Annotated in this window: 24 protein-coding genes; 13 read left to right on the top strand and 11 right to left on the bottom strand. The window is 54.7% G+C overall.

What is annotated here, in order from left to right:
• The 3 genes from NFS22_RS24050 to NFS22_RS07940 form a co-directional block, all read left to right on the top strand.
• Nucleotides 1-165 (top strand): FHA domain-containing protein (locus NFS22_RS24050; protein WP_420908854.1); only part of this gene is annotated, 165 nt, incomplete at its 5' end.
• A gap of 3 nt (nt 166-168) precedes the next feature.
• Entirely contained in the window at nt 169-540 is a 372-nt protein-coding gene (locus NFS22_RS07935) for a PP2C family protein-serine/threonine phosphatase (protein WP_251317180.1), read from the top strand.
• Between the two features lie 44 nt (nt 541-584).
• On the top strand, nt 585-671 hold the full coding sequence (locus tag NFS22_RS07940; RefSeq protein ID WP_251317314.1) for a hypothetical protein: 87 nt from the start codon (nt 585-587) through the stop codon (nt 669-671).
• 621 nt (nt 672-1,292) lie between these two features.
• On the opposite strand, the gene NFS22_RS07945 is transcribed toward NFS22_RS07940, so the two are convergent.
• On the bottom strand, nt 1,293-2,252 hold the full coding sequence (locus NFS22_RS07945; protein ID WP_251317181.1) for a hydroxyacid dehydrogenase: 960 nt from the start codon (nt 2,250-2,252) through the stop codon (nt 1,293-1,295).
• Nucleotides 2,253-2,281: 29 nt separating this feature from the next.
• A complete protein-coding gene (locus NFS22_RS07950; RefSeq protein WP_251317182.1) occupies nt 2,282-2,983 on the bottom strand; it encodes an RraA family protein in 702 nt (233 codons plus the stop codon).
• 139 nt (nt 2,984-3,122) lie between these two features.
• Here NFS22_RS07950 and NFS22_RS07955 point away from each other — a divergent pair, with 139 nt between their 5' ends.
• Nucleotides 3,123-4,079, top strand: a complete 957-nt coding sequence (locus NFS22_RS07955; protein WP_251317183.1) for a LysR family transcriptional regulator — start codon at nt 3,123-3,125, stop codon at nt 4,077-4,079.
• Nucleotides 4,080-4,106: 27 nt separating this feature from the next.
• Here the strand turns inward: NFS22_RS07955 and NFS22_RS07960 are convergent, their stop codons facing one another.
• The 6 genes from NFS22_RS07960 to NFS22_RS07985 form a co-directional block, all read right to left on the bottom strand.
• Nucleotides 4,107-5,615, bottom strand: coding sequence for a tripartite tricarboxylate transporter permease (locus NFS22_RS07960; protein WP_251317184.1), 1,509 nt, complete (start codon nt 5,613-5,615; stop codon nt 4,107-4,109).
• A gap of 18 nt (nt 5,616-5,633) precedes the next feature.
• Nucleotides 5,634-6,080 (bottom strand): tripartite tricarboxylate transporter TctB family protein, encoded by a 447-nt coding sequence (locus NFS22_RS07965; protein WP_251317185.1) that lies wholly within the window; start codon nt 6,078-6,080, stop codon nt 5,634-5,636.
• A gap of 86 nt (nt 6,081-6,166) precedes the next feature.
• Nucleotides 6,167-7,180, bottom strand: a complete 1,014-nt coding sequence (locus NFS22_RS07970) for a tripartite tricarboxylate transporter substrate binding protein (protein ID WP_251317186.1) — start codon at nt 7,178-7,180, stop codon at nt 6,167-6,169.
• A gap of 51 nt (nt 7,181-7,231) precedes the next feature.
• The gene (locus tag NFS22_RS07975) at nt 7,232-7,789 is read right to left on the bottom strand and encodes an HD domain-containing protein (protein WP_251317187.1); all 558 of its coding nucleotides are present in this window, start codon (nt 7,787-7,789) and stop codon (nt 7,232-7,234) included.
• A 145-nt stretch (nt 7,790-7,934) separates the two neighbouring features.
• Nucleotides 7,935-8,912, bottom strand: coding sequence for a 2-hydroxyacid dehydrogenase (locus tag NFS22_RS07980; protein ID WP_251317188.1), 978 nt, complete (start codon nt 8,910-8,912; stop codon nt 7,935-7,937).
• Nucleotides 8,913-8,925: 13 nt separating this feature from the next.
• Nucleotides 8,926-9,924 (bottom strand): beta/alpha barrel domain-containing protein, encoded by a 999-nt coding sequence (locus NFS22_RS07985; protein ID WP_251317189.1) that lies wholly within the window; start codon nt 9,922-9,924, stop codon nt 8,926-8,928.
• Nucleotides 9,925-10,095: 171 nt separating this feature from the next.
• On the opposite strand from NFS22_RS07985, the gene NFS22_RS07990 reads away from it, so the two are divergent.
• Nucleotides 10,096-11,061: a LysR family transcriptional regulator gene (locus tag NFS22_RS07990; RefSeq protein WP_251317190.1), complete on the top strand. Its 966-nt coding sequence runs from the start codon at nt 10,096-10,098 to the stop codon at nt 11,059-11,061.
• A gap of 10 nt (nt 11,062-11,071) precedes the next feature.
• Here NFS22_RS07990 and NFS22_RS24055 read toward each other — a convergent pair whose 3' ends face one another.
• The 3 genes from NFS22_RS24055 to NFS22_RS08000 all read right to left on the bottom strand — a co-directional run bounded on the left by NFS22_RS24055 (nt 11,072) and on the right by NFS22_RS08000 (nt 12,245).
• Nucleotides 11,072-11,311: a transposase gene (locus NFS22_RS24055; protein ID WP_420908853.1), complete on the bottom strand. Its 240-nt coding sequence runs from the start codon at nt 11,309-11,311 to the stop codon at nt 11,072-11,074.
• Nucleotides 11,312-11,316: 5 nt separating this feature from the next.
• On the bottom strand, nt 11,317-11,733 hold the full coding sequence (locus NFS22_RS07995; protein WP_251317191.1) for a transposase: 417 nt from the start codon (nt 11,731-11,733) through the stop codon (nt 11,317-11,319).
• Between the two features lie 65 nt (nt 11,734-11,798).
• Nucleotides 11,799-12,245, bottom strand: a complete 447-nt coding sequence (locus tag NFS22_RS08000) for a helix-turn-helix domain-containing protein (protein ID WP_251317192.1) — start codon at nt 12,243-12,245, stop codon at nt 11,799-11,801.
• Between the two features lie 272 nt (nt 12,246-12,517).
• Between NFS22_RS08000 and NFS22_RS08005 the strand changes: the two genes are divergently transcribed.
• The 8 genes from NFS22_RS08005 (at nt 12,518) to NFS22_RS08040 (ending at nt 21,618) form a co-directional block, all read left to right on the top strand.
• Nucleotides 12,518-13,192, top strand: a complete 675-nt coding sequence (locus NFS22_RS08005; protein WP_251317193.1) for a response regulator transcription factor — start codon at nt 12,518-12,520, stop codon at nt 13,190-13,192.
• The gene (locus NFS22_RS08010) at nt 13,180-14,463 is read left to right on the top strand and encodes a sensor histidine kinase (RefSeq protein ID WP_251317194.1); all 1,284 of its coding nucleotides are present in this window, start codon (nt 13,180-13,182) and stop codon (nt 14,461-14,463) included. Before NFS22_RS08005 ends, NFS22_RS08010 begins: the two co-directional genes overlap by 13 nt.
• Nucleotides 14,464-14,472: 9 nt before the next feature.
• Complete coding sequence (locus NFS22_RS08015) at nt 14,473-14,946, top strand: GNAT family N-acetyltransferase (RefSeq protein ID WP_251317195.1); 474 nt, start codon at nt 14,473-14,475, stop codon at nt 14,944-14,946.
• A gap of 137 nt (nt 14,947-15,083) precedes the next feature.
• Nucleotides 15,084-16,118, top strand: a complete 1,035-nt coding sequence (locus NFS22_RS08020) for a hypothetical protein (protein WP_251317196.1) — start codon at nt 15,084-15,086, stop codon at nt 16,116-16,118.
• Nucleotides 16,119-16,120: 2 nt separating this feature from the next.
• On the top strand, nt 16,121-17,287 hold the full coding sequence (locus tag NFS22_RS08025; protein WP_251317197.1) for a hypothetical protein: 1,167 nt from the start codon (nt 16,121-16,123) through the stop codon (nt 17,285-17,287).
• A gap of 248 nt (nt 17,288-17,535) precedes the next feature.
• Nucleotides 17,536-18,423, top strand: coding sequence for an ATP-binding cassette domain-containing protein (locus tag NFS22_RS08030; protein WP_251317198.1), 888 nt, complete (start codon nt 17,536-17,538; stop codon nt 18,421-18,423).
• The gene (locus NFS22_RS08035; protein WP_251317199.1) at nt 18,401-19,621 is read left to right on the top strand and encodes an ABC transporter permease; all 1,221 of its coding nucleotides are present in this window, start codon (nt 18,401-18,403) and stop codon (nt 19,619-19,621) included. Before NFS22_RS08030 ends, NFS22_RS08035 begins: the two co-directional genes overlap by 23 nt.
• Nucleotides 19,618-21,618, top strand: coding sequence for an ABC-2 transporter permease (locus NFS22_RS08040; protein ID WP_251317200.1), 2,001 nt, complete (start codon nt 19,618-19,620; stop codon nt 21,616-21,618). Before NFS22_RS08035 ends, NFS22_RS08040 begins: the two co-directional genes overlap by 4 nt.
• Nucleotides 21,619-21,772 lie beyond the last annotated feature (154 nt).

A 21,772-nucleotide genomic window follows, 5' to 3' on the forward strand; every position in this document is an offset into this window, starting at 1 on the left:
TCCTTTGAACAGGGACAGTTTGTCCTCACCGACCTGAACTCTACCTACGGCACCTTCCTGTCCAACGGCCAGCGGGTAGCCCCCAACAGCCCGGTGCGCCTGCCCCCCAAGAGCTCCTTCTACCTGGGTGAGGCGGACAACACCGTCTATGTAGATCTGGAGTAAGCCATGAGACTATCTGCTTACTGCTATACCAATCAGGGGGGCCGGGATCACAACGAGGACAGCGTGCGCTGCTGCGCCGAACAGGGAATTTTTGTCCTGGCCGACGGCCTGGGGGGCCACGGAAGGGGGGAGGTGGCCTCCGCACTGGCGGCGGATGTCCTCTTTGAGGGCTGCGCCGTCCACCCCAGCCCCGAAGAGTTGATTGAGCTGTTCCAGAAGGCCAACGAGGCGGTGATAGAGGGCCAGAAGGTCCCCGGCCAGGAGGAGATGAAAACCACCGCCGTGGCCCTGTCCATCGGCGGGGACCGGGCGGTGTGGGGCCATGTGGGGGACTCCCGGCTCTACCGTTTTTCCGGCGGGGCTCTGAGATTCTAAAACACGCCGGATGCAAAAAGGTACGTTTCCACGACCTGCGGCATGTGTTCGCTGCCAATGCTCTGGAGCACGGGATGGACATCAAGACTCTGTCCTCCGTCATCGGGCACGTCTCCAGCGCACAACGCTGAATGTCTACGCCCATGTCACCGATGATATGCAGAGGCAAGCTGCCACAAAAATCGACCGGGGTATCAGCAAGGTGGAAGTAGCGGAGTCCACATCGATAGCAAAATCCATGCCCACGATGACCGATTTTCGGCCTATCAGGGAGCGAAAGCGCCGATGGGGAACCGGGTCTCTCAGTAGAAATCAAAACGGTCAATGGGTTGGACGCTATACGATCACATTGCCAGATGGAAGGTTGGAAACACGAAAGGTCCATGCCGACACTAAGTAGGAATGCGAAAGGCTACTGGCGGCAATGATAGCAGATTTGAAAGCGGAGGTGGCCGCTGAAAAGGAGCGGCTGAGGACAGAGAATAAGGCAAGCTGAACAGCACATAGCCCGCTGGGATACTCCCGGCGGGCTGGTTTTCTCTGTCTGTGGGCAAATATGTGGTCAGAGGGTAAACGCCTTTGATGGACAGACGAAAGGGATAAATAAAGCGATTCTATCCAAAACAGCGATAGCAGAGAGGACAAAACTGTCCTCTCTGCTATCGCCCCTTTATAAGCTGTTTCACCGCCTTCCGCAACAAACATCTCATACAGAAATTGATACGCTGTAAACAAGAAAGAGACGGTAAGAATTAAACCAGGTCCCGCAGTTCAGGAACAATAAACTTAGGAGTACGCCCGGAGAAGTAGTCGTCGATAGCCTGGGCGCAGACAATGGAAGAGCGGGTGGAGGCCTCCTTTGTGGCGCCGCCGATGTGGGGGGCCACCAGGACGTTCTCCATATTCAGCAGGGGATTGTTCAGGTCGAAGGGCTCCTGCTCCACCGTGTCCAGTCCGGCGCCGGCGATCTTTTTGGCCTCCAGGGCCCGGATCAGGGCAGGCTCGTCCACGATGGCTCCCCGGGCGGTGTTGATGAGGAAGGCGGTCTCCTTCATCAGGTCGAACTCCCGGTCGCTCACCGAGTGGGTGGTCTCCTTGGTAGCGGGGACGTGGAGGGAAACATAGTCGCTCTCTTTAAAAATCCGGTCCCGGTCCTCTACCAGCTGAATGTACTCCGGGACCTCCCTGGCAAAGGGGTCGTAGGCTAGTACCTTCATGTCAAAGCCGTAGGCCGCTTTTTTTGCCACCAGCTTGCCGATGTTGCCTGTGCCAATCAGCCCTAAGGTCTTGCCCTCCAACTCAGTCTTTTGGATACCCATTTTGGCGTAACGGTAGTCCTCTTTGCATTGGGCCATGACCGCCTTAAAGCGCCGGGAGCAGTAGAGCATATAGAAGATGGCCAGCTCCGCCACCGAGATGGCGTTGGCACCGCCAGCGGTGGTGACCAGCACCTTGTTGCGCTGGGCTCCCTCCAGGTCCACGCCGTCATAGCCGGCGCCGTGGCGGGCAATGATCTTCAGCTTGGGGGCGGCGTCCAGAATCTTGCCGGTAATTTTGGCGGTACGGACAATCATGGCGTCGCAGTCGGGGATATCGGCCAGAATGGCCTCCTCAGTAAAGCCCTGACCGTCCACAACCTCAAAGCCGTGGTCCCGGAGATAGGCGTAGCCCTCGGGCAGAATAGGCTGAGGCAAAAGAACTTTATAGCTCATAGCAGTCATACTCCTTTCTGCTCCGGCGATCAGGGCCGGTACACGTCATCAATGATCTCGTAGCCCTTCTCCTCCAGAGCTTTCTCCACCCAGGCGCGGTTGGCGGTGCCGTTCTTGGCGGCGGCCAGCTTCTTCTCGTCGGCGGCCTGGAACTTTTTGGCGTCCTCCAGGATGGTCGCGGCATCCTGCCGGGGGATGACGATGATGCCGTCCGGATCGGCCAGGATAATGTCGCCGGGGTTGACGCTGATTCCGCCGCAGGAAATGGGCACGTTGATCTCGCCGGGACCCTCCTTGTAGGGGCCGCCGGGGGTAGTGCCGGTGCAGTAGACGGGGAAGTCCCACTTGCCGATTTCGTCGATGTCGCGGATAGGACCGTCCAGGATGATGCCGGCGATCTTCTTGGTGTAGCGCAGGTAGGCCATCATCACCTCGCCCATCAGGGCCCGGGTGGTATCCTCCTCATTGGAGACCACCAGCACATCCCCTTCACTGCACAGGTTCAGGGCGGCATGGAGGGTCAGGTTGTCCCCGGCCCGGCCCTTGACGGTATAGGCGGGTCCCACCATCATCTGCTCCTTGGGGCTGCTCACCAGATGAATGCGGGGATTCATGGCGCAGCTGCGGTTCATCACGTCGGCGGTGTTGGAGGCCGGGATGGTCTTGAACTGGGCCATAATCTCAGGATTGGGCATCTCACGCTTGAGATAGATTCTTTTCCCAACGGACATATGTAATTCCTCCTCAAATCTGATCGGTTTTGATGAAACCTCTTGTGTTTTCTGCGATTTCATATTAATATAAAACAATCCAAAAGTAAAACAGCGTTTTTTTAGATTGTTAACAAAAGAAATTTGTGGGGGTGTTCCCATGGATCTCACCAGTCTGTACTACTTTTCCGAGCTGGCCAAAGACCTGCACATGACCCGCACCGCCAACCGGCTGTTCATCTCCCAACAGACCCTGAGCAACCACATTCAGCGGCTGGAGGACTACTACGGCACCAAGCTGCTCTACCGCAAGCCCTCGCTCTCCCTGACCACCGCCGGGGAGTTTGTGCTGGGCTTTGCCAGCGTGGTCAGCAAGGAGGAAATTAATTTAAAGGATATTCTGTCCGATATCGCCCAGCAGGAACGGGGTGTTCTCCGCTTCGGGGCCAGCAGCTTGCGGCTGAATATGTGCCTGCCCGCCATTTTGCCTCAGTTTTCCTCCCGGTACCCCAATGTAGATATCCGGATCACAGACGCTGTCACCAAACAATTGGAGCCGCTGGTGCTGGACGGCTCCCTGGATTTTGCCATTACGCTCAACGATGAGGAATACCCCAAGCTGGTCACTCACCATCTGATGGACGACCAGGTCTATCTCTGTGTAGCCGACTCTCTCCTCCAAAGGCATTATGGGGAGACGGCTGCGGCGCTGAAAGAGCAGGCGCTCCACGGGACCGACGTCCGGGAATTCTCCCGGCTTCCCTTCTGCATTTTTAATAACCGCATGGGCCGGCAGATCAATCAATGCTTCGAGGCGGCCAACATTATCCCCCGCGCCTACATCACCAGCACCTATACCCAGATCGGGACCACGGCCTGCTTTCAGAGATTAGCCGCCTGCTTTATCTCTCAGATGAGCCTTGTCAGCCAGCAAAAGGATATCCCCTCGGATATCAATATCTTTCCTTTGCATTACAAAGGACAGCCCCTGACCCAGAGGCTGTCCCTGATTCGGATGAAGGACCGCTATCTGTCCCATTACTCCAAATTCTTTTTAGAGCTGATGTTTCAATACTTTGATGGTGTGGAGCATATCCGTTTGAATCAAATCGTGTAGCACAACTGTGTCACGCTCCGCTTTTCGTTACGCCTTGCGGCCCTTTACAGCCTTTATGGCACTCTGGATCGCGGGAACCACCACAGTGGCAACGATAAGGAGGATCAACACCAGGCTGGCCGGACGCTGCAGGTAGTAGAGCAGAATGGGCGTATCCTTTGCCATCAAAATGGCGTTCTTGAATCCCTGCTCACCAGTAGATTCCAGCAGCAGGCCCAAAATAACGGGAGCGGTGGGCAAATCAGCTTTTTTACAGAGATAGCCGATCAGGCCAAAGACCAGCATCATATAGACATCGGAGATCCGGTTGTTGATGGAGTAAGACCCGATGGTGGACAGCACCACGATGACCGGGATCAGGATTGCGTCGGAGACCTTGGTGATTTTGATTACCTGGCGGCAGATGAGCATACCGATCAAGCCCATCAGGATATTCGCCGCAATAAAGCCGATGATGATCGTATAGGTCGTGGTCACGTTTTTGCCGAACATGGACTGGCCCGGCGTCAGGCCGTGCATGATCAATGCGCCCAGCAGGACAGCCGCAACGGTGGAACCGGGGATGCCCAGGGTAATCAGCGGGATAATGGAGCCACCGGTGACGGCGTTGTTGGCCGTTTCAGAGGCGCAAATCGCCTCAATGGAGCCGTTACCAAATTCCTCGGGTTTTTTGGAGGCCTTTTTGGCCTGGCTGTAGGCGAACCACGCGCCAATGTCACCGCCGGCGCCGGGCAGGATTCCCACCACAATACCGATGATGGCGGAGCGGATGAAATTGGGCAGGTGGAGTATCATCTCCTTGGCAGCAGGCAGGAATTTACCGTGCAGGGCGGACTCATCCACGGTCCGGTGCTCACCCCGCCGGAATGCGGCGTGCTGCTCACACAGCACCATGGCCTGGGAGATGGAAAACAGGCCAATCAGCGCCGGAACAGTGGAAATGCCGGAGTACAGGCCCATATAGCCGAAGGTAAAGCGCAGCTGACCAGTGATAGTATCCGTGCCGATGGTGCCCAGGATCAGGCCGAACACGCCCATCAGGTAGCCCTTGACGGCGGAACCGCCTCCCAAGCCTCCGATGATGGACAGGCCCAGGATCACAATCAGAAAATACTCCGGGGCGCTGAACAGCAGCGTAACCTTCCCCAGCAAGGGGGCCAGCGTCAGCAGCGCCACACCGGACAGCGCGCCGCCGATCATGGAGGCCACTGTGGACATGCCCATGGCCTCCAGTCCCCGGCCCTTCTGGGTCAGCGCATAGCCGTCCCCGGCGGTGGCCGCGGAGGAGGGCGTGCCGGGGGTGTGAATCAGAATGGCTGTCAGGGAGCCGCCGTAGAACGCAGAGGTGTAGACCGCCATCATCATAGTAAACGCCGCATAGGGAGACATGGTATAAGTAATGGGGATCAGCAGGGAAATCGCCATGGTGGCATTCAGGCCGGGCAGCGCGCCGATGACCATTCCGCCCACAACGCCGACCACCAGAGCAATCAGGGACTCAAGGGAGAAGAAATTTGAAAATACAGTCGTCCACATTTGATTTACACCTCCCGCTTACGGCATTTTTGTCTTCAGAATGAAGGTAAACAGCACATACAGGAACCCTACCAGCCCGCAGGGGACTAAAATCATCGCCAGCTTATTGCGTGCGTAGTTAAACCACATCAGGCCGGCGGTAAACAGCAGAGACGGAATGATGAAGCCAACAAGATCCACCGCGATGACATAAATAACGATGAACACAAATACCAAAAGAGGATACTTAATCTCTTCCCACTTCATATTTTTGAAGCGGGCCTCCCCTTTCTCTGCCGCCCGGGAGTCCCGGATTCCGTTGACCAGCATGGCTGTTGCCAACGCAGCGAAAATCAGAAGAATCAGGATGGGAAACTGCCTGGCCTCAGCGCTCTGCACTGTGAGCGCATGGAAGATCAGAAACGCGCTCAGGGCCAAAAGAAGAATCGCAATGATAATGTCTTGGCTCCAGCTTTTTTTCTTCATAAAGGAGACCCACCTTTCTTAATCAACAGCGCCGCCGCAGGGGCAATGCGACATACGGCGGCGCTTCGCGGTGTCCGTTCCGAATCTTATTCCCAGCCCAGCTCAGGCTTCAGCGCAACCACATCGGACTCCTGACCCCGCAGGAAAGAGAGGTAATCTTCGCCGTCCATATAGCTGACCATCAGGCCCAGCGCCTCCAGCTCAGCGATGTGGTCGGCGTCGTTGATGGCCTCGTTAAACGCCTTGACAATGGCCTCCTTGGTAGCGGCGTCCACGCCGGAGGGGAGGAAATAGCCGCGGGAGGGGGCGGAATAGACGGCACCGAAGCCGGCCTCCTCCAGGGTGGGCACATCAGGCAGCACATCGATCCGCTTGTCATTGAACACACACAGCACGTCCAGCTCATCGTCGGCCAGGACGGAGGCAATGTCGTCGTAGGTGGCGGAGACAGCGTCCACCGTGCCGCCCAGCAGAGCGGCGTAGTTGTCAGACCAGCCGTTCTGGTGGACGGAGGTGAGGGTGGCGTCCGGGTTGGCGATGCCGGTCTCAATCACAGCGATGTGCTTGTTTCCGTTGGCGCCCACGTCGCCCACTGTCACACCGCCGGAGCTCTTGGCGGCCTCCATAAAGGCGCCGATGTCCGCATAGGCACCCTTGGCGCAGACCAGGACTCCGTAGTCAATCACCTCGTTGCAGATGAAGTCGAAGTCGTCCATGGTTTCCTTATGACCCTGGGAGGGGTCCAGATAGTCATAGAACAGGGCGGGGGTGTTGACCATAGCGATGGTCTGGCCGTCCTTGTCGGCGTGAAGCAGCTGGTCCCAGGCCATCCAGCCGTTGGCGCCAGTCACGTTCTGAATCACAAAGGTGCCCCCGGTCTTCTTCTCAAGATAGGTGGCCAGGGAACGGACCTCCAGGTCGGAGGAACCGCCGGCGCCGAAGCCGCACAGCAGGGTGACGGTCCCGTTAGGCCAGCTACCGCCGTTACCGTTGGCGGCACTGGGGTTGCTGCCGCCGCCGGGTGTGGAGGAATTTCCGCAGCCAGCCAGCAGGCTGACGCACATGGCGGCCGCAAGGATCAGAGCGCTGAGTTTTTTCATGGTAATTTCTCCTTTTTACTGTAATTTGATTTAAAAAACGTTTGCTTTCAATCAATACTTTTCAAGCCCTTTGACTGAGCAATTGAATACAAAGATGTCCACCGTGCGCACAAAATCGGATTCCAGCGTCTGGTAGGACCGTTCCCCCTCAAAGGAGTGGGTGGCAATCAGGTGGACGACATTGTCCGGAAGTCCGGCTTTGCCGGCAATCAGCGCGCCGGAGAGCGGGTGGCGCATCAGCTGGAAATTCTCGCTGTGAACGGCCCCGCCCTTTCCGTCCGGCACAAACTCGGTCAGCTTGCCGATGTCGTGAAGCAGGGCGCCCGCCACCACCACGTCCCGATCAAAGGGAATTCCGTGTCGGAGGTAATATTTTTTCATCTGGTCAAACTCCAGGATGCACATCTGGGTCACATCGGTCACGTGCTCGATCCAGCTCACATCACACCCCTTCCAGCTCAGGGTTACCGGCGCGCCGGCCAGGTTGGCCTCGTTCCAGCCCCCCTGCTCCATGGCCATGGCCATCGCTTTCTCTGAGCGTTCGCGCAGTTCCTTGTCCTCAATTTCTAAAAAAGCCGAAAACACTTGCTCCAAATAATTTCGATCCACCATCATTTCTCCTCCCAGCGTTTATTATCGTTTCTCCTCCCGGCGTTTATTGTCGTTTCTGTCTGGCTGCTACCTATTTTAATATAGCCCCACCCCAATGGCAAACAGAGTTTTTTAGGCTTCTTCACAAAATATTTTTGTGATTCTATTCCTTCTCAGCGGGCAGAAACGCTTTGTTTACAAGGTGTGCCGGTTCTTTTCCCGCCGCGAAGTCCCGGATGTCCTGAGCCAGCATGGGCATGATTATGTCACCGATGTCCGCTGTCCCGCCGCCGATGTGGGGGGTGACGATGATGTTAGGCTCGGTGAGTAGCGGGTCGTCGACGGGGAGGGGCTCCCGCTCCACGCCGTCCAGGCCGGCCCCGGCCAGCTTGCCTGAGCGTACTGCCTGTACCAGAGCGTCGTCGTCCACCAGCCCGCCCCGGGCGGTGTTGATGACGATGGCCCCGTCTTTCATCCGTTTCATCTGCTCCGCACCCAGCATGTGGCGGGTGGAGTCCAGCAGGGGCACATGGAAGGTGATAATGTCAGAGGTCTCGATCAAGGTCTCCAGGGGCACATAGATCATGCGGCACTGCTCCTCCAGGTCGGCGGGGAGGCGGCAGGGGTCGTAGTACTGCACCTGAGCGCCAAAGGCCTGAACCTTGGCGGCCACCTGACGGCCAATGTTGCCTCCACCCACGATACCCACCAGCTTGTTGTTCAGACAGAAGGAGCTGTTCAGATAGGTATTTTTGCTCCACTCTCCCTGGGTCAGGCTCCAGGTATGGCACAGAAGCTTGCGCCCTACCGCCAGCATCAGCATCACCGCCAGCTCGGACACCGCCCCGGCGTTGGCGCCGGGGGTGTTGGTCACCAGGATGCCCCGCTGGCCGGCGGCTTCAATGTCTACGGAGTCGTAGCCAGCCCCCCAGCGCAGGATCATCTTCAGCTTGGGATTGCGCCCGATCACTTCCTTGGGGGCCTTGAAGATGCGCAGGATCATGACCTCCGCGTCGGTCATGGCGTCGTAGGCCTCCGGGGTATCTACCGCTTTCAATCCGAACTGCTCCTCAGGCAGCATGGCCCGGAGTTTCTCATAGGTCCCGGCGGGATACTGGCCCGCTAAAACAACATTTACCATCGGTTCTTCCCCCTCATTTCAAAGCGGCGGCGGTCCTGGCGATCAACTCGTCGGACGGGGCTTTCTGATCGACGGCGGATACCTCGACAATCAACCGGTAGAGGTTTACCTGATGCTCCTGAGCGGCGGCCTTGAACTTCTTCAGGAAACTGGAGTGGCAGCCGGACAGTCCCAGTACCAGGTCCAGAGGGGGGACAGGGTTGTGGTAGCTGTGAGCATCCATAGCGGGCTGTAGGCGCTTGTCGATAAAGTCCAGCATCCCGTACAGGTCAATCTCTTTCATCTGGCCGTACCGCCGCATGATGGCCACGCACATCTCGGTGGCTAGGTTGCCTGCGCTGCGGGCCATCCCCATCAGTCCGCAGTCCAGGATGGCGGCCCCGTTCTCATAGGCGGCCACCGCGTTGGCGGCGGACAGCCCCAGGTTGTTGTGGCAGTGGAAAGCCACAGGGATGGAGACAGTCTGAGTCAGTTTCTCGGTGTACTCCGCCACCTGGCCGGGGAGCATGGTGCCGGCGGAATCCATAATGGTGATCTCATCCAGCCCAGCGTCCTCCAGCTTTTTGGCCTCCTCGGCCAGTTGGTCGGCAGTGAGCAGATAGGCTTTCATCTCGGAGTAAAAAGCTTTCAGCCCCGCTTTCTTGATGTCCCGGACGGCCGGAATGGAGATATCTCCGTCACCGGCGTCTGCTCCGACCCGCAGGAAAGATAGACCGCTCTCTTTGGCCAGGGCCACATTTTTCTCCCGATACCGCTTGGCATTGAGAAACATGCCCAGCTGGGAACCCCGGTTTAAATATTTTTGGGCTATGTCCAAGTAGGTCTGGTCGGTCTCTGCGTTGGTAAAGCCCGCCACCTCATAGGCACCGATCCCGCCGGCGTTGCCAAATTCAATGATAGGCACATGGCAGCTGGTCAGCCCGTCCAGCACCATGTCTGTAATTTCGGCGGAGAAGCCTTTCCCTACCACGTTCGCACCGTCGCGCAGGGTACAGTCCATTAAGGTTATCATAATCTTCCTCCTTTGCTGTACTCGATCCAATCAGTTTCTGGGTATATTCAGCTTATCAGAAGTGCTACACAATTTCAAACAGTTATTTTTTCGTGTTTTTCACAGTCTCAAAGCTGTTAAATAGCCACAAACTATGATATAATGGGGCAGACCTTAAAGGGAGGCGAGGAAATGGAACTGAATTCATTCCATATTTTTTTGACCGTAGTTGAGGAAATGAATTTTTCACGCGCCGCAAACCGCCTGTATATCACACAGCAAAGCCTGTCCGGACATATCAAGCGGCTGGAGGAACATTACCATGTGAAACTTTTTCAGCGCCGGCCCCGGCTGTGCCTGACTCCGGCGGGAGAAGCTATGGTTTTTTATTCAAGACACATTTTGGAATCGGAACATGCTATGGTCGCCCGATTCGCGGATTTATCTCAACGGTCTGTCGGGATTCTCCGCCTCGGATTGTCCCATCAGCGCAGCAGCGCCTTTTTTCCGGGAATCTGGAGCCGCTACCACCCCGAATATAAAAATATTTCTGTTCGATTGCAGGAAAAACTGACTACTCCTCTTCTGGAAGATCTGTTGGCCGGAGATATTGATATCATGGTGGGAGTGGATATTCCCCCTCTGTCCGGCCTGGAAACTGTTCTTCTGGCTCAGGAGCAGATGCGCTGTATTATGAACGAAGTGCTTTTGAAAGAATACTTTCCGGAAAGCTGGCAGGACATGCTGGAGCAGTATGCCCAAGACGGCGTTGACCTCATGGAGCTAAAAGAAATGCCGCTCATCTTGCTCTCCCCTCCCAACCGCCTGCGGCAGCCTGTTGATCAGCTATTCCGAAAGCATAATGCGATCCCCAACATCGCTCTGGAAACCGCCTCTCACAGCCTGCTCTATCAGTTGGGCTGCCACGGGAGTGGAGTCGCAATCGCAAATCCCCTGAGTCTGTATGAACAAATCAGACTCAGGGGACTCCCGCCGAAGGAATGTCACAGCTTTTTATTGCAGGGAATGCCAAAGCGTTCTGTTTCACTTGCTTACCGAAAAGATGCGGAAAAAACAAAATACATGATGGGGATGGTTGACGCCATCGTAGAAGAATTTGACTATTATATAGAGTTTCTAAATCGATTTTCATTGTAGCGCAATCTCGTCAAACAGTGGCAATACGAAAAAAGCGGGATCGGCCGTGCAGGTCGGTCCCGTATTTTCTGTCCTGCGCGCCGCAAATCTCCTTGACCTGATTGGCAAAGCGTGCGCCGGAGTATCCCCCATCTACCAGAAACTTCTTTACACAGGAAAGATTGTCCCGGTTAAAAAGGATCATCTGAGCGGCTCCATCCCGGTCAGTCACATCAGCGGTTGTTACGGCTATGGCATGGGGCAGCCCCATCGTATCTACGACAACATGGCGTTTGATTCCACATACTTTTTTCCCGCGTCATACCCTTTTTCTTCCGCTGTGTCAGCATTCTGCACACTTTGCGCATCAACAATTCCAAAAGTGGTCTTATCCTGCCGCAGGTCCTCATTCCGTATCCGCTTTACCAATTTGTGCAGAACCTTGTCAAGAACACTGACGCCTGTCGCATCTTTTTCGGCCCATACCCGGAAATAATAGTACACGCTCTGCCATTCGGGATAATCGCTGGGCAGCATTCGCCATTGTATTCCACCCTGCACCACATACAGCACTGCACAAAACACATCGTACAAATCGTACTGTCTTGGACGCGTTCTTTTTCGTGCTCCTTCCAAATCCTCTCGAATCAAATCATATTCTTCCCGGCTGATATCGCTTGGATATTGATGCATCCTATCCTCATCTCCCGCCTGTTTTCCCTTATTATCTACTTCTCTCCCCCTCTTGTCTAAAGTTTTTAAACAGGCTCTGAGTGCGCACTGTTGCTGTGGAGTGCGGGTGCTGTTGCGACCTGCTGACGCTCAGCCGTCGTATCCATCTGCGCCAGTTGCTGTTCGTAGAACTGGTCGAGCGCCAGTTGAATCGGACGGATGGTGTAGAGCAGATTGCTGTTGCGCTTCAGACCGACCTTGGTGGTGACGGTCGTGTTCTCTGTACTGATGAGTTGGCAATCTTCCAACTCACACACATACTTACGGACGGTGTTGGCACTCATCCTCACCGCTCTGCCGATAATCTTGTAGCTGGGCCAGCACTGGTAGGTGCTCCTGTTCTCGCAGCAGAGTAGGTACGAGTAGACCGCCAGTGCGCCCGGTGATAGGCCCAGCAGGAATATCTCGTTGGGCAGCTGGAAGTAGTTCTTGACTGGATCACGCTTTGGACATGGTGGTACTTCACCCCGCACCTCCCTGGGTGTGCCGCGACACCCACTCCACGAATTTCTCTTTGGGCACCACGAGCCTGTTGCCGATTTTGAGAACCGGAAGCGAAGGAGTAACAGAGGGCGCGAAACCGAGCACTATTTCGGGGGGCAGGAATATAATTCAAATCGGTCATCCCCTTATACGATTGATACTCGACGCTCCACAGTATATAATTGAAATATGCCGCTGAGTTTTATTCTTGACCAAATTTTGACTTTCTCCCTATATGATGAAAAAGACTGGAGGTGTTCACATGGCATACAGAGTTTTGATCGTTGATGATGAACTTATCCTGACCGAACTGCTTTCCACCCATTTGCAGGATCACGGCTATATGGTTTCCGTAGCCAACAGCAGCGATGAAGCCCTGGCAAAGCTGACTACAAAGCCAAATCTCATTCTGCTGGACATCAATATGCCGGGGATGGACGGGCTGGAGCTGTGCAAGGTCATTCGGAATCATATCGTCTGCCCCATCCTGTTCCTGACGGCGCGGATCACAGAGCAGGATAAGGTCAACGGCCTGCGGGCCGGAGGGGACGACTATATCACCAAGCCGTTCGGCTTGCAGGAACTGATTGCCCGCATTGAGGCCCATCTGCGCCGGGACGAGCGGAATAACCGCCCGCCGGAGGTCGTGACCTCTCAGGGGCTGATTATCAATCTCTCTGATAGAAAAGTATTTTGGAATGAGCAGGAGCTTTCCTTTTCCAAGAGGGAATTTGACATCATCGAATTTCTGTCCTCTAACCCCAATCAGGTCTTTGACAAGGAGCGCATTTATGAGGCGGTATGGGGCTATGACGCGGAGGGCGACAGCAACGTGATTAAAGAGCATATCCGCAAAATCCGCGCAAAGCTCATGCAGGCCAGCGGAAGTGAGTACATCGAAACAGTTTGGGGGATGGGCTACCGATGGAAAAAGTAAAAAGGCAGTCATTGAAACGCTCTTTTATGAAGGCTGTGGCGGTCACAATGCTGATTGTGTTCTTTTGCAGCGCCCTTGCGATTTTCGGCTGTTACCGCTTTCAAAAACATATTCTCCCTGATTCCAATGAGGTCTGGCTGACGCAGCAGACAACCGCCCCGGATGGTACGGTCACAGAGGCAAAGATGAGGTATGTCCTTGACGGCTCACCAGCGCCATTCGGTCAACTGGTAGCGGACGGCCAGGAACACAACGAGAGCCAGGGACAGACGAGCTACATGATAGAGCGCATTGAATCCAGCTACTCTATGCTTTCCTCCAAAGCAAAAATGGCCTACCGCATTTCACAGGTATGTATGGTGCTGCTGCCGTTCCTGTTTGCAGTCATTGGAATTACTTTGTGCGCGTGGTGGTTTTATCGCAGGATACTGGAGCCGCCGATCACTGTTCTGATGGATGCCACCACACACATTCAAGACCGGGATTTGAGCTTCCAGATCAACTTTGACGGGCAGGATGAATTGGGCCGGCTCTGTGCCGCCTTTGAGAAAATGCGGCAGACCCTATATGAGAATAACCGCCAGATGTGGAGTATGCTGGAGGAACGCCGGGCGTTGCAGGCATCCGTGGCCCACGATCTGCGCAACCCCATCGCCATTATGACCGGCTATGTAGAATATTTGCAGGAGAACAGCCAGGGCGGGACCCTGACGGAGGAAAAACTGGAGAAGGCGCTCTCCAATCTCGGCATGACCGTAGAGCGTATGGGCCGCTATACCGATACCATGCGCGACCTGGGGGCTATCGAAGAAACAGAAATCCACCGCAGAGAGGTGGAACTTCCTGATTTTTTACAGCACATGGCGGATTCTCTATCCATCCTGTTTCAGAATACCGAGGTGCTTTTTTCCTGTGATCTCCGTGTGCCGAAGGGCAGGGCCATCCTTGACGGGGAGCTGCTGTACCGCGTTCTGGAAAATCTGATCTCCAATGCCCTCCGTTTCGCGGAGCGGGAAATCGGGCTTGCTTTTTGTCTGGAGCATGGAATCCTGTCGGCCACCGTGACCGATGACGGGACGGGCTTTTCGGACAAGCTGCTGCAAAAGAAAACCGCCCTGTTTTACTCTGAAGATACCTCCGGCAAGCACCTGGGGCTGGGGCTTGCGGTGAGCCGGGTGCTGTGCCAGAAGCATGGGGGAACCATAGAGCTTTCAAACCAACCGCCCCACGGGGCCTGTGTGAAAGCCTCTATCGCGGTCATGCAAGAATGAGAGGTAATTATGGACTACAAGATTAGGCCAATATCAGCGGGAGAAGTAAGATTACTTCAAGATTTTTTATATGAAGCGATCTTTGTGCCGGAGGGATTGCCTGCACCTCCAAAATCAATTATCAATCAGCCTGAATTGCAGGTGTATATAACCGGCTTCGGGACGAAAAAAGACGACATTGGTTTGGTTGCGGAAATTGATAATAAGCCTATTGGAGCTGTTTGGGTACGCATTATGAATGATTATGGACATATAGACAATGATACTCCATCCTTTGCAATATCCCTGCACAAAGATTATCGGGGCTTGGGAATAGGTACTGCGTTGATGAAAGAAATGCTCCGTATTCTCAAAGACAGAGGGTATAAACAAGCATCGCTTGCCGTACAAAAAACAAACTATGCTGTGAGGATGTATCGAAAAACGGGATTTGAGATTGTAGATGAAAACGAGGAAGAATATATCATGCTATGCCGCTTGTGATGCTACAATATCCCGTTTCCCTTTGAAAACCATCTCCCGGATGCCGCCCAAAAAAGTTGGGCGGCATTTCGCTTTTCTTGACCGAATTTTGACCTTTGCCCGTTATACTCGACCCATCAAAGCAAAGGAGGCCATGTATGCGAAAACGATTGATTGCCGTTCCCCTGCTGTGCGGCGCGCTTTTATCCATTGCCGCCTGCGGGAACTATGCCATTCCAGACAGCACGCCCCCGCCGTCACAGGCTGTCGCCGCAAACCCGTTTGAGGCGGCGGAGGAGGACGCCGGATTTCTGGCAATGCTCACCCACGAAGCAGCTTCGGCTGATTTCTCCGAGAGTGGGGAGCGCCTGCCCTTCCCCTATGACGGCGGCGAGTTTCGGCTGGACTACCGATTTTCCCTCTCCGGCAAGATGGATACTGTTGGATTTCTCCTGTTTCTGGACGGCCAGCCCCAGCCCTACAAGGTGAACGAACCCACAGCGGAGTATGAGTATTGTCACAGTTTCCCCGCAAAGGAGGATCAAAGCTTCTCCTTCCTCTTTGAGCCTGTGACCGGCAGCGCCGGAGATACGCTGGCCCTGACCGTGGTGAGCATCACGAACCCGGACTTCCAGCCGGATATGGAATCCACCTCCAGCTATGGCTGGTATCATAAAACGCTGGATTCCCATATTGAATTGAAGTTCAACGCGGACGCGCCAGCCGCCCATTCAAACCTTCCGCCCGTCCGGGAAATCTTTTCAAAAAGCGAAGTGCGGGAGGAAAAGGTCGCAGCGCAGTATGTGGAAAACGAGCTTCCCAAATACGGCTGGGGCGGTGTGAGCATGGACACGCTGGATAGCGGGATCTATTATACATTTTCCTGTGACGGCGAGCTCATTTATGACAACCTGTGCGTCTCCGCTCCCGTCACCCTGCGATTTACCATGTGCGGCACAGCCGGAACAAGTTACAGCATTGCTTTTTTCCTGGATCATCAGCCGGTGAAATTTGACGAAAGCACCTCCTGCTCCATTACATTGAGCAAAGGCGGCGTTATGGAGCTTGAAGCCGTAATCGACCCGGACAGGGTGGGGCAGTTTAACACCTTCTACTGTGTGGCCGTCCCCCAGGACGGAGCCTCTGGCCCGTTCTTTAAGACAAATTCTATTTTATTGTATAAGGAGAACTGAACATGAAAAAGACATTCTGCATGACATTGGCGCTGCTTTTCACACTGGCATTGTCCGCCTGCGGCAAGACGGATGTCCCTGCCCCTGCGGTTTCGGGAAGCACCCCCTCCGACACTCCTGTGGTTTCTGTTCCGACCCCTGGCGGTCAGCCGGGGCAGTCCCCTTCCTCCTGCACCTTCGACCCCGCCCTGTTTGGCGGCAAGCTCCAGAGCTGCGCCTATGCCGGGAACGGAACACTTTTCGTGCTGGCGGACAAGCTGTACCTCTATGACACAGGGGCTTCCTCGGTGCTGGCCACCGCAGAAGCGCCCCTGGGCGACTTTGAAGCGCAGGCCATTGACGGGGGTTACGTCCTGTCCGGCATGGGCGATAACGGCATGATGGCGTACATCTACGACAGCTCCCTCTCTCTGAACAAGGAGATTGCGGTGAATGAGCTTTTACAGGGGGATTTTGTTTTCAGCGAATCCGGGGGCGTTGCGGCCTCCACAGACGGGAAAAAGCTGGCCTTCGCCGCCTTGGGCGGGCTGTATCTGTATGACCTGGAAAGCGGGAGCCTGACTACTCTCCTGGACATGGCCCAAAATGCCGGAACAGCCAGCATCAGTATTTCCATGCTGAACGGTGCTGCCTTTGCCCAGGACAACAGCCAGATCGTATTCTATGGCAGCGGCAGCTCAATTCCCGCGGCAGACGGCGAGGAAGGTTTTTCCATCTACGGGAGCATCGCCGTGGATGGCAGCGGTCTGAAGCTCACAAAACCGTCCGGCTATGAAATGGAAGAAATGCAGAGCAGCGTCAGCCGGTTGTTTTTCCCGCAGACCTTCACCCAGGCCAACGGCACACTGCTTTGGATCGACCGGGCAACAGGCAGCGCCAATACCCTTTCTTTTTCTGCCAGCGGTGAAGGCAAAGATGGCGTGTACGGCTCGGAGCAGGGGAACTATGTCGCTACCGCTGTTCTTGGCAGCAATCTGACTGTTCGCGTCTATGACGTGGCCTCCGGCGCATTGGTTGCCACCGAAGTGATTGAGAACTCCGACCCCACGTATTTCAACCGCATCCCCAGGGTTTACCTTTTGGACGGGGCCAAAACCGCCGTAGTCGTTCTCGGAGGCAGTATCAGCGAAGTTGATACGCTGGTATCCACATTTGAGTTTGGAGCGTAACATGGAGATCGCAGGTGGAAACGTGCGTGGAATGGAAACAAAATGCCAGCCTATTTCCCGCATCTGGCTTGATACGGAACAAAAAATCGCGTCGTTTCATCCTTTCACTGATGCTGGGCCAAGCCATTTTTGCTGTTACAGCCGTGAGCAATTTATGATATATACCTTTGCCCTGGTAGAGAACGGATTTCGGTTTATGTAGGGCATTGTAAGCAACCTATATTCATTACTCGAATTTGGAGAATAACATGGAAATCACATTTGAAAGCGTATCGAAACAATACAAAAGCAAGTATGCGCTGAAAAACTTTACCGCCACCTTGAGCGAGGGCGTGTATGGCCTGCTGGGTGAAAACGGGGCCGGGAAAACCACGCTTATCAATACTTTTGTAGGTATCCTGCGCGGGGACAGCGGCACGATCCGGGTGGACGGCCAGAATGTGAGGACGCTGGGCAAAGCGTTCCTGTCCCAAATCGGCTATATGCCTCAGTACCCCATTTTTTACCGGGATTTTACCGTCAAGGATTTTCTGCTCTATATGTGCGCTCTGAAAGACATTTCCACCTGCGGAGCGCAAGACCGGGTTGCGGAGCTGCTTGCCACGGTGAACCTGACGGATGCGCAGGACAAGAAAATCGGTGCGCTCTCCGGCGGTATGCGTCAGCGCGTTGGTATTGTGCAGGCCATGCTGTCTGACCCTAAAATTCTGATTTTGGACGAGCCTACCGCCGGTCTTGACCCCAGTGAGAGGATACGGTTTCGGAACCTGATCTCCCGGTTTGCCCAGGGCCGGACGATCCTGCTGGCAACCCACATTGTTTCTGATGTTGAGTGCATCGCGCGGGAAATCCTGCTGCTGAAGCAGGGGACGCTGCTTATGCAGGGGACGCCCGCCGCGCTGGAGCGGAACATTGAGGGCAAGGTGTGGAATGTGACCGCCGGGGCCGAGGATGCCGCGCTGCTGACCGATATGTACTGTGTCAGCAACATGAAGCAGGAGGACGGACGGTTTACCCTCCGCATTGTTGAGGATGGATGCCCGATCAAGACCGCACAGCCTGTCCAGCCCAACCTGGAGGATGTGTTCTTGTACTATTGCAGAGGAGAGAGCCATGATACGTCTGATACGGTATGAGTTTATCAAGCAGTTCTGCAAACGCTCCATCCTGGCGCTCTTTGTGGTGTTCAGCCTCGCCAACCTGTTCAAAATCTATGGCGAATACAAATCCTACTCCTATCTGACAGACGGGAACGGAGAGCGGAGCTGGCACACGCTTCATTGGCAGCTCTATGAGGAATACCGGGGCGAGATCACCCCGGAAAAGGTGGAACGGTTGCTTGCCGTGTATGTGCCTCTCGTGGAGGCCACATCGGATATGACCGCAAGCACAGCTACCGATGACCCCAACACGATGACCGGGAATCTGTATAGCGACAGGAATCTGCTGGACAAGTATTTTGTGCAACCCATGCAGTATTCCTATGAGTACAGCGGCCGGTCGGAGCAAGTGGCGAATAGAGCGCGGCAAAGCGCCGCGCTCTATGGGGAACAGGGGGCGGTTTACCAGCAGAGGGAGAGCGGCGCGATCTATAATCTTTATGCTGGCCGCACCATCCCCGCCTTTGCCTATCGGGAAATGTGCAATTACTATCTGAATTATGATTTTTCCATCGTCCTGACCCTCCTGCTCTGCCTCTATGGGATCATCGGAACCTTTGTGAGCGAGAGGGAGACGCAGATGGATATGCTGCTGCTGGTAAGTCCCAACGGCGGCAGAAAAACAGCCCTGGCGAAAATCATTGCGGCCACCCTGTTTCTGCTCCTGACATCGCTGTGGTTTTCTTTCCTTGACCTGATTGGCTTTGCGGCCTCCTTTCAGACCTTTGAAGGGCTGGCCTTGCCGGTGTTCGCAATTCCGAACTTTGCGGAGGCATCCGTCAATCTCAGCATTTTTCAGTATGTCCTCCTGTCTGCTGCCCTCAAATGCGCCGGTACATGGGTGATCGGGATGCTCTGGCTGTTGGTTTCGATGTTCTGGAAAAATGCCCTGCTCCCCTTTGTCATCGACTTTGCCCTCTGTATGGCGCTGACCGTCAGCGGAGCCGCCTGTGCCTACTCCAATTTCGTCTGGACAAAAGTGCTGAACCCTTATTCTCTGCTGACAAACCGTGTTCTTCTGGGCAAAACGGAGTTTGTAAACCTGGACGGATTTCCCGTCCTGACTTGGCAGGCCGCAATATGGTTTGCCCTGATCGCGGGCCTTGCGGTTGCTGTTGTGATTTATTTTCTGTCAGCGGAAAACTGTCACCGCTGTGTTCGGAGGGCAAGATGAGCGTTTTCTCTTATGAATGGAAAAAACTGATGATTTACCAGCGGGGCCTATGCTATATCCTGGCCGCGCTCCTGGTCAGTATGGTTTGGCTGGCCGCAGCCGACAGGCCGCAGAACAGCGCGATGGAAGAGTACCGCAAGGAATATGAGTGGTATCTGGAACGGCTGGACGGAGCCTGCACAGAGGAAAAAGCTGCTTGGTTGGAGCAGGAGGCCCAGGCCATCACGGAGGCCCGCTACACCCGCTCTCAATCTCAGGAAAGCTATTACAGCGGCCAGATCACAGAGGAACAGTATGAGCGGCAGATCGCGGAGGTCAACACGGTTTTGGCCCATGAGCATGGCTTTGAAGCTGTGTATCAGCAATACTTATATATCTGCGAGAACACCGGCAATCGTTACTTTCTGAAAACAAACGGCTGGGCGGGGTTGTTTTCCGCCCAAACGCTGGACTTCCCACTGTTCCTTGTCATTTTGATTTTGGCAGCTGCGGTTTTTTGCTCGGAGTATAGCTGCCAGATGGACGCGCTTTTGCGGACTGCGCCTCAGAGCCGCAAGAGCGCCAGAAGCAAAGCCGTGATGACCCTCTGCGCCGTGTTCGCTCTCTGCGGAGGGCTGGCCCTGATTCGTTTTGTATTCTTCGGGATGAAATATGGCCTGCCCCACGGGGAGTACCCTGTCCAGAGTATCGCCAGTTTCGGAGGCAGCACAAAAAATATCTCTTTGCTGGCCGCGTATCTGATTCTAACCATCCTGCGCTGTTTTGGCTCAGTGTATCTCGCCGCCCTGCTGCTCTTTACCTCCGTTTTAGTGAAGAAATACGCTTTAACTGTGGTGATCGGGGTGGCATCCACCTTAATCCCGTACATCGGACTGTCCAGGCAGATTTGCTACCGCTTGCCGTTGCCCCTGCCGTTCCTGCTGGCAACCGGCTTTCTGGAGGGGGCTTCCTCCGCGGAGGATTCGCTGACAGGTGAACCCATCGTGATTTTTTCAGAGCGTTCCCCCCAGGAGCTTCTGGCCCTGCTGTGCCTGTCTGCTATGTGCTGTGCCCTCATGGTATGGTGGGTGCTGCGGCAAAACACAAACTGCTGGCAGTCTGGAAAAAAATTCGTCAGACGGCGCGGGGCCACAGTGTTGGGACTGCTAATTTTGCTCTCACTGTCCGGCTGCTCTGCCGCAGAATCCACAAACGGGATATTCAATTCATCTTCGCAAAGTGTGTCGGAAACTTACAGCGTGATCTACGATGACCAGACGCGGACATACGCTCTGGAAAACCGGGCAACCGGCGCTTTGACGGATTTGGCTCTCTGTCCGCTGTTCGGGGCCTTTTCGGATGGCGAATCCATTAAAGCTGTCTATATGGATGCTCCGTACATTTATTATATGACCTCCCGCACAGAACAGTATGTGGATCGCGTCGGCAGCTATAACAGCACAGTTACCCAGGTGTCCATCGTCCAGCTTAATACAGAAACCTTTGAGGAACAGGTTATTTTCGAGAAAATAACGGACAGTGGGCGCTCTCTGCTGGGAATTGACTATACCGTGGGGGATACCTGGATGTTTCTGCAATACTGCTATGGCTTTTTCCTGAACAACGACAGTCTCTTTTTCATTACGAATGATGGGATTACGGAAGTGAGCAGGACGATCCAGCGAACGCAAGTGCTGGACATCCCCACCAGGGGGAATGTAGCGTTTGATGGGCGGACGATTTACTTCATCAACGAAAATTCTCTGCTGACAGCGTATGACACAAAAACCCACAAAGAAAGACCGTTTCGGAATATGGTTGCCTCTGACTTCTGCCTGACCGAGCAGGGGCTGTACTTTGTCAACCGCCTGGATTCCGATTGCGTTTATCTGTGTGGCAAGGATGGCGTTGGCAGTCTGAAGATTTCAAATGACCCAGCCCTATCGGTTGATTATGACGGTGAGAAAGTTACCATGATTCTAAAATCGGACGGGAAGGAGGTGGTTTTTGAACCGTGACGGTACGGGAGCGCCAGGTATCCGTCAGAGCAAGGCGAAAAAAACGCGGCAGATGTGAGGCCCCTTTCCAAAGGGGCCCTTTGCCCTGGGGTGGGACGGGGTATTTTGATGAAAAAATCCCATGGACTGGAGGACAAAACCGTCAAAAAGCCGC

Source organism: Flintibacter muris, from assembly GCF_943192995.1.
GTDB lineage: Bacteria > Bacillota > Clostridia > Oscillospirales > Oscillospiraceae > Lawsonibacter > Lawsonibacter muris.

Coding starts and splice junctions, on each gene's coding strand:
- NFS22_RS07965 (WP_251317185.1), bottom strand. CDS start 6,080: ATGAAGAAAAAAAGCTGGAGCCAAGACATTATCATTGCGATTCTTCTT.
- NFS22_RS07945 (WP_251317181.1), bottom strand. CDS start 2,252: ATGAGCTATAAAGTTCTTTTGCCTCAGCCTATTCTGCCCGAGGGCTAC.
- NFS22_RS07955 (WP_251317183.1), top strand. CDS start 3,123: ATGGATCTCACCAGTCTGTACTACTTTTCCGAGCTGGCCAAAGACCTG.
- NFS22_RS07990 (WP_251317190.1), top strand. CDS start 10,096: ATGGAACTGAATTCATTCCATATTTTTTTGACCGTAGTTGAGGAAATG.
- NFS22_RS24055 (WP_420908853.1), bottom strand. CDS start 11,311: ATGGGGCTGCCCCATGCCATAGCCGTAACAACCGCTGATGTGACTGAC.
- NFS22_RS08005 (WP_251317193.1), top strand. CDS start 12,518: ATGGCATACAGAGTTTTGATCGTTGATGATGAACTTATCCTGACCGAA.
- NFS22_RS08030 (WP_251317198.1), top strand. CDS start 17,536: ATGGAAATCACATTTGAAAGCGTATCGAAACAATACAAAAGCAAGTAT.
- NFS22_RS07985 (WP_251317189.1), bottom strand. CDS start 9,924: ATGATAACCTTAATGGACTGTACCCTGCGCGACGGTGCGAACGTGGTA.
- NFS22_RS07995 (WP_251317191.1), bottom strand. CDS start 11,733: ATGCATCAATATCCAAGCGATATCAGCCGGGAAGAATATGATTTGATT.
- NFS22_RS08025 (WP_251317197.1), top strand. CDS start 16,121: ATGAAAAAGACATTCTGCATGACATTGGCGCTGCTTTTCACACTGGCA.
- NFS22_RS07970 (WP_251317186.1), bottom strand. CDS start 7,180: ATGAAAAAACTCAGCGCTCTGATCCTTGCGGCCGCCATGTGCGTCAGC.
- NFS22_RS07980 (WP_251317188.1), bottom strand. CDS start 8,912: ATGGTAAATGTTGTTTTAGCGGGCCAGTATCCCGCCGGGACCTATGAG.
- NFS22_RS08015 (WP_251317195.1), top strand. CDS start 14,473: ATGGACTACAAGATTAGGCCAATATCAGCGGGAGAAGTAAGATTACTT.
- NFS22_RS08035 (WP_251317199.1), top strand. CDS start 18,401: ATGATACGTCTGATACGGTATGAGTTTATCAAGCAGTTCTGCAAACGC.
- NFS22_RS07960 (WP_251317184.1), bottom strand. CDS start 5,615: ATGTGGACGACTGTATTTTCAAATTTCTTCTCCCTTGAGTCCCTGATT.
- NFS22_RS08020 (WP_251317196.1), top strand. CDS start 15,084: ATGCGAAAACGATTGATTGCCGTTCCCCTGCTGTGCGGCGCGCTTTTA.
- NFS22_RS08040 (WP_251317200.1), top strand. CDS start 19,618: ATGAGCGTTTTCTCTTATGAATGGAAAAAACTGATGATTTACCAGCGG.
- NFS22_RS07950 (WP_251317182.1), bottom strand. CDS start 2,983: ATGTCCGTTGGGAAAAGAATCTATCTCAAGCGTGAGATGCCCAATCCT.
- NFS22_RS08010 (WP_251317194.1), top strand. CDS start 13,180: ATGGAAAAAGTAAAAAGGCAGTCATTGAAACGCTCTTTTATGAAGGCT.
- NFS22_RS07935 (WP_251317180.1), top strand. CDS start 169: ATGAGACTATCTGCTTACTGCTATACCAATCAGGGGGGCCGGGATCAC.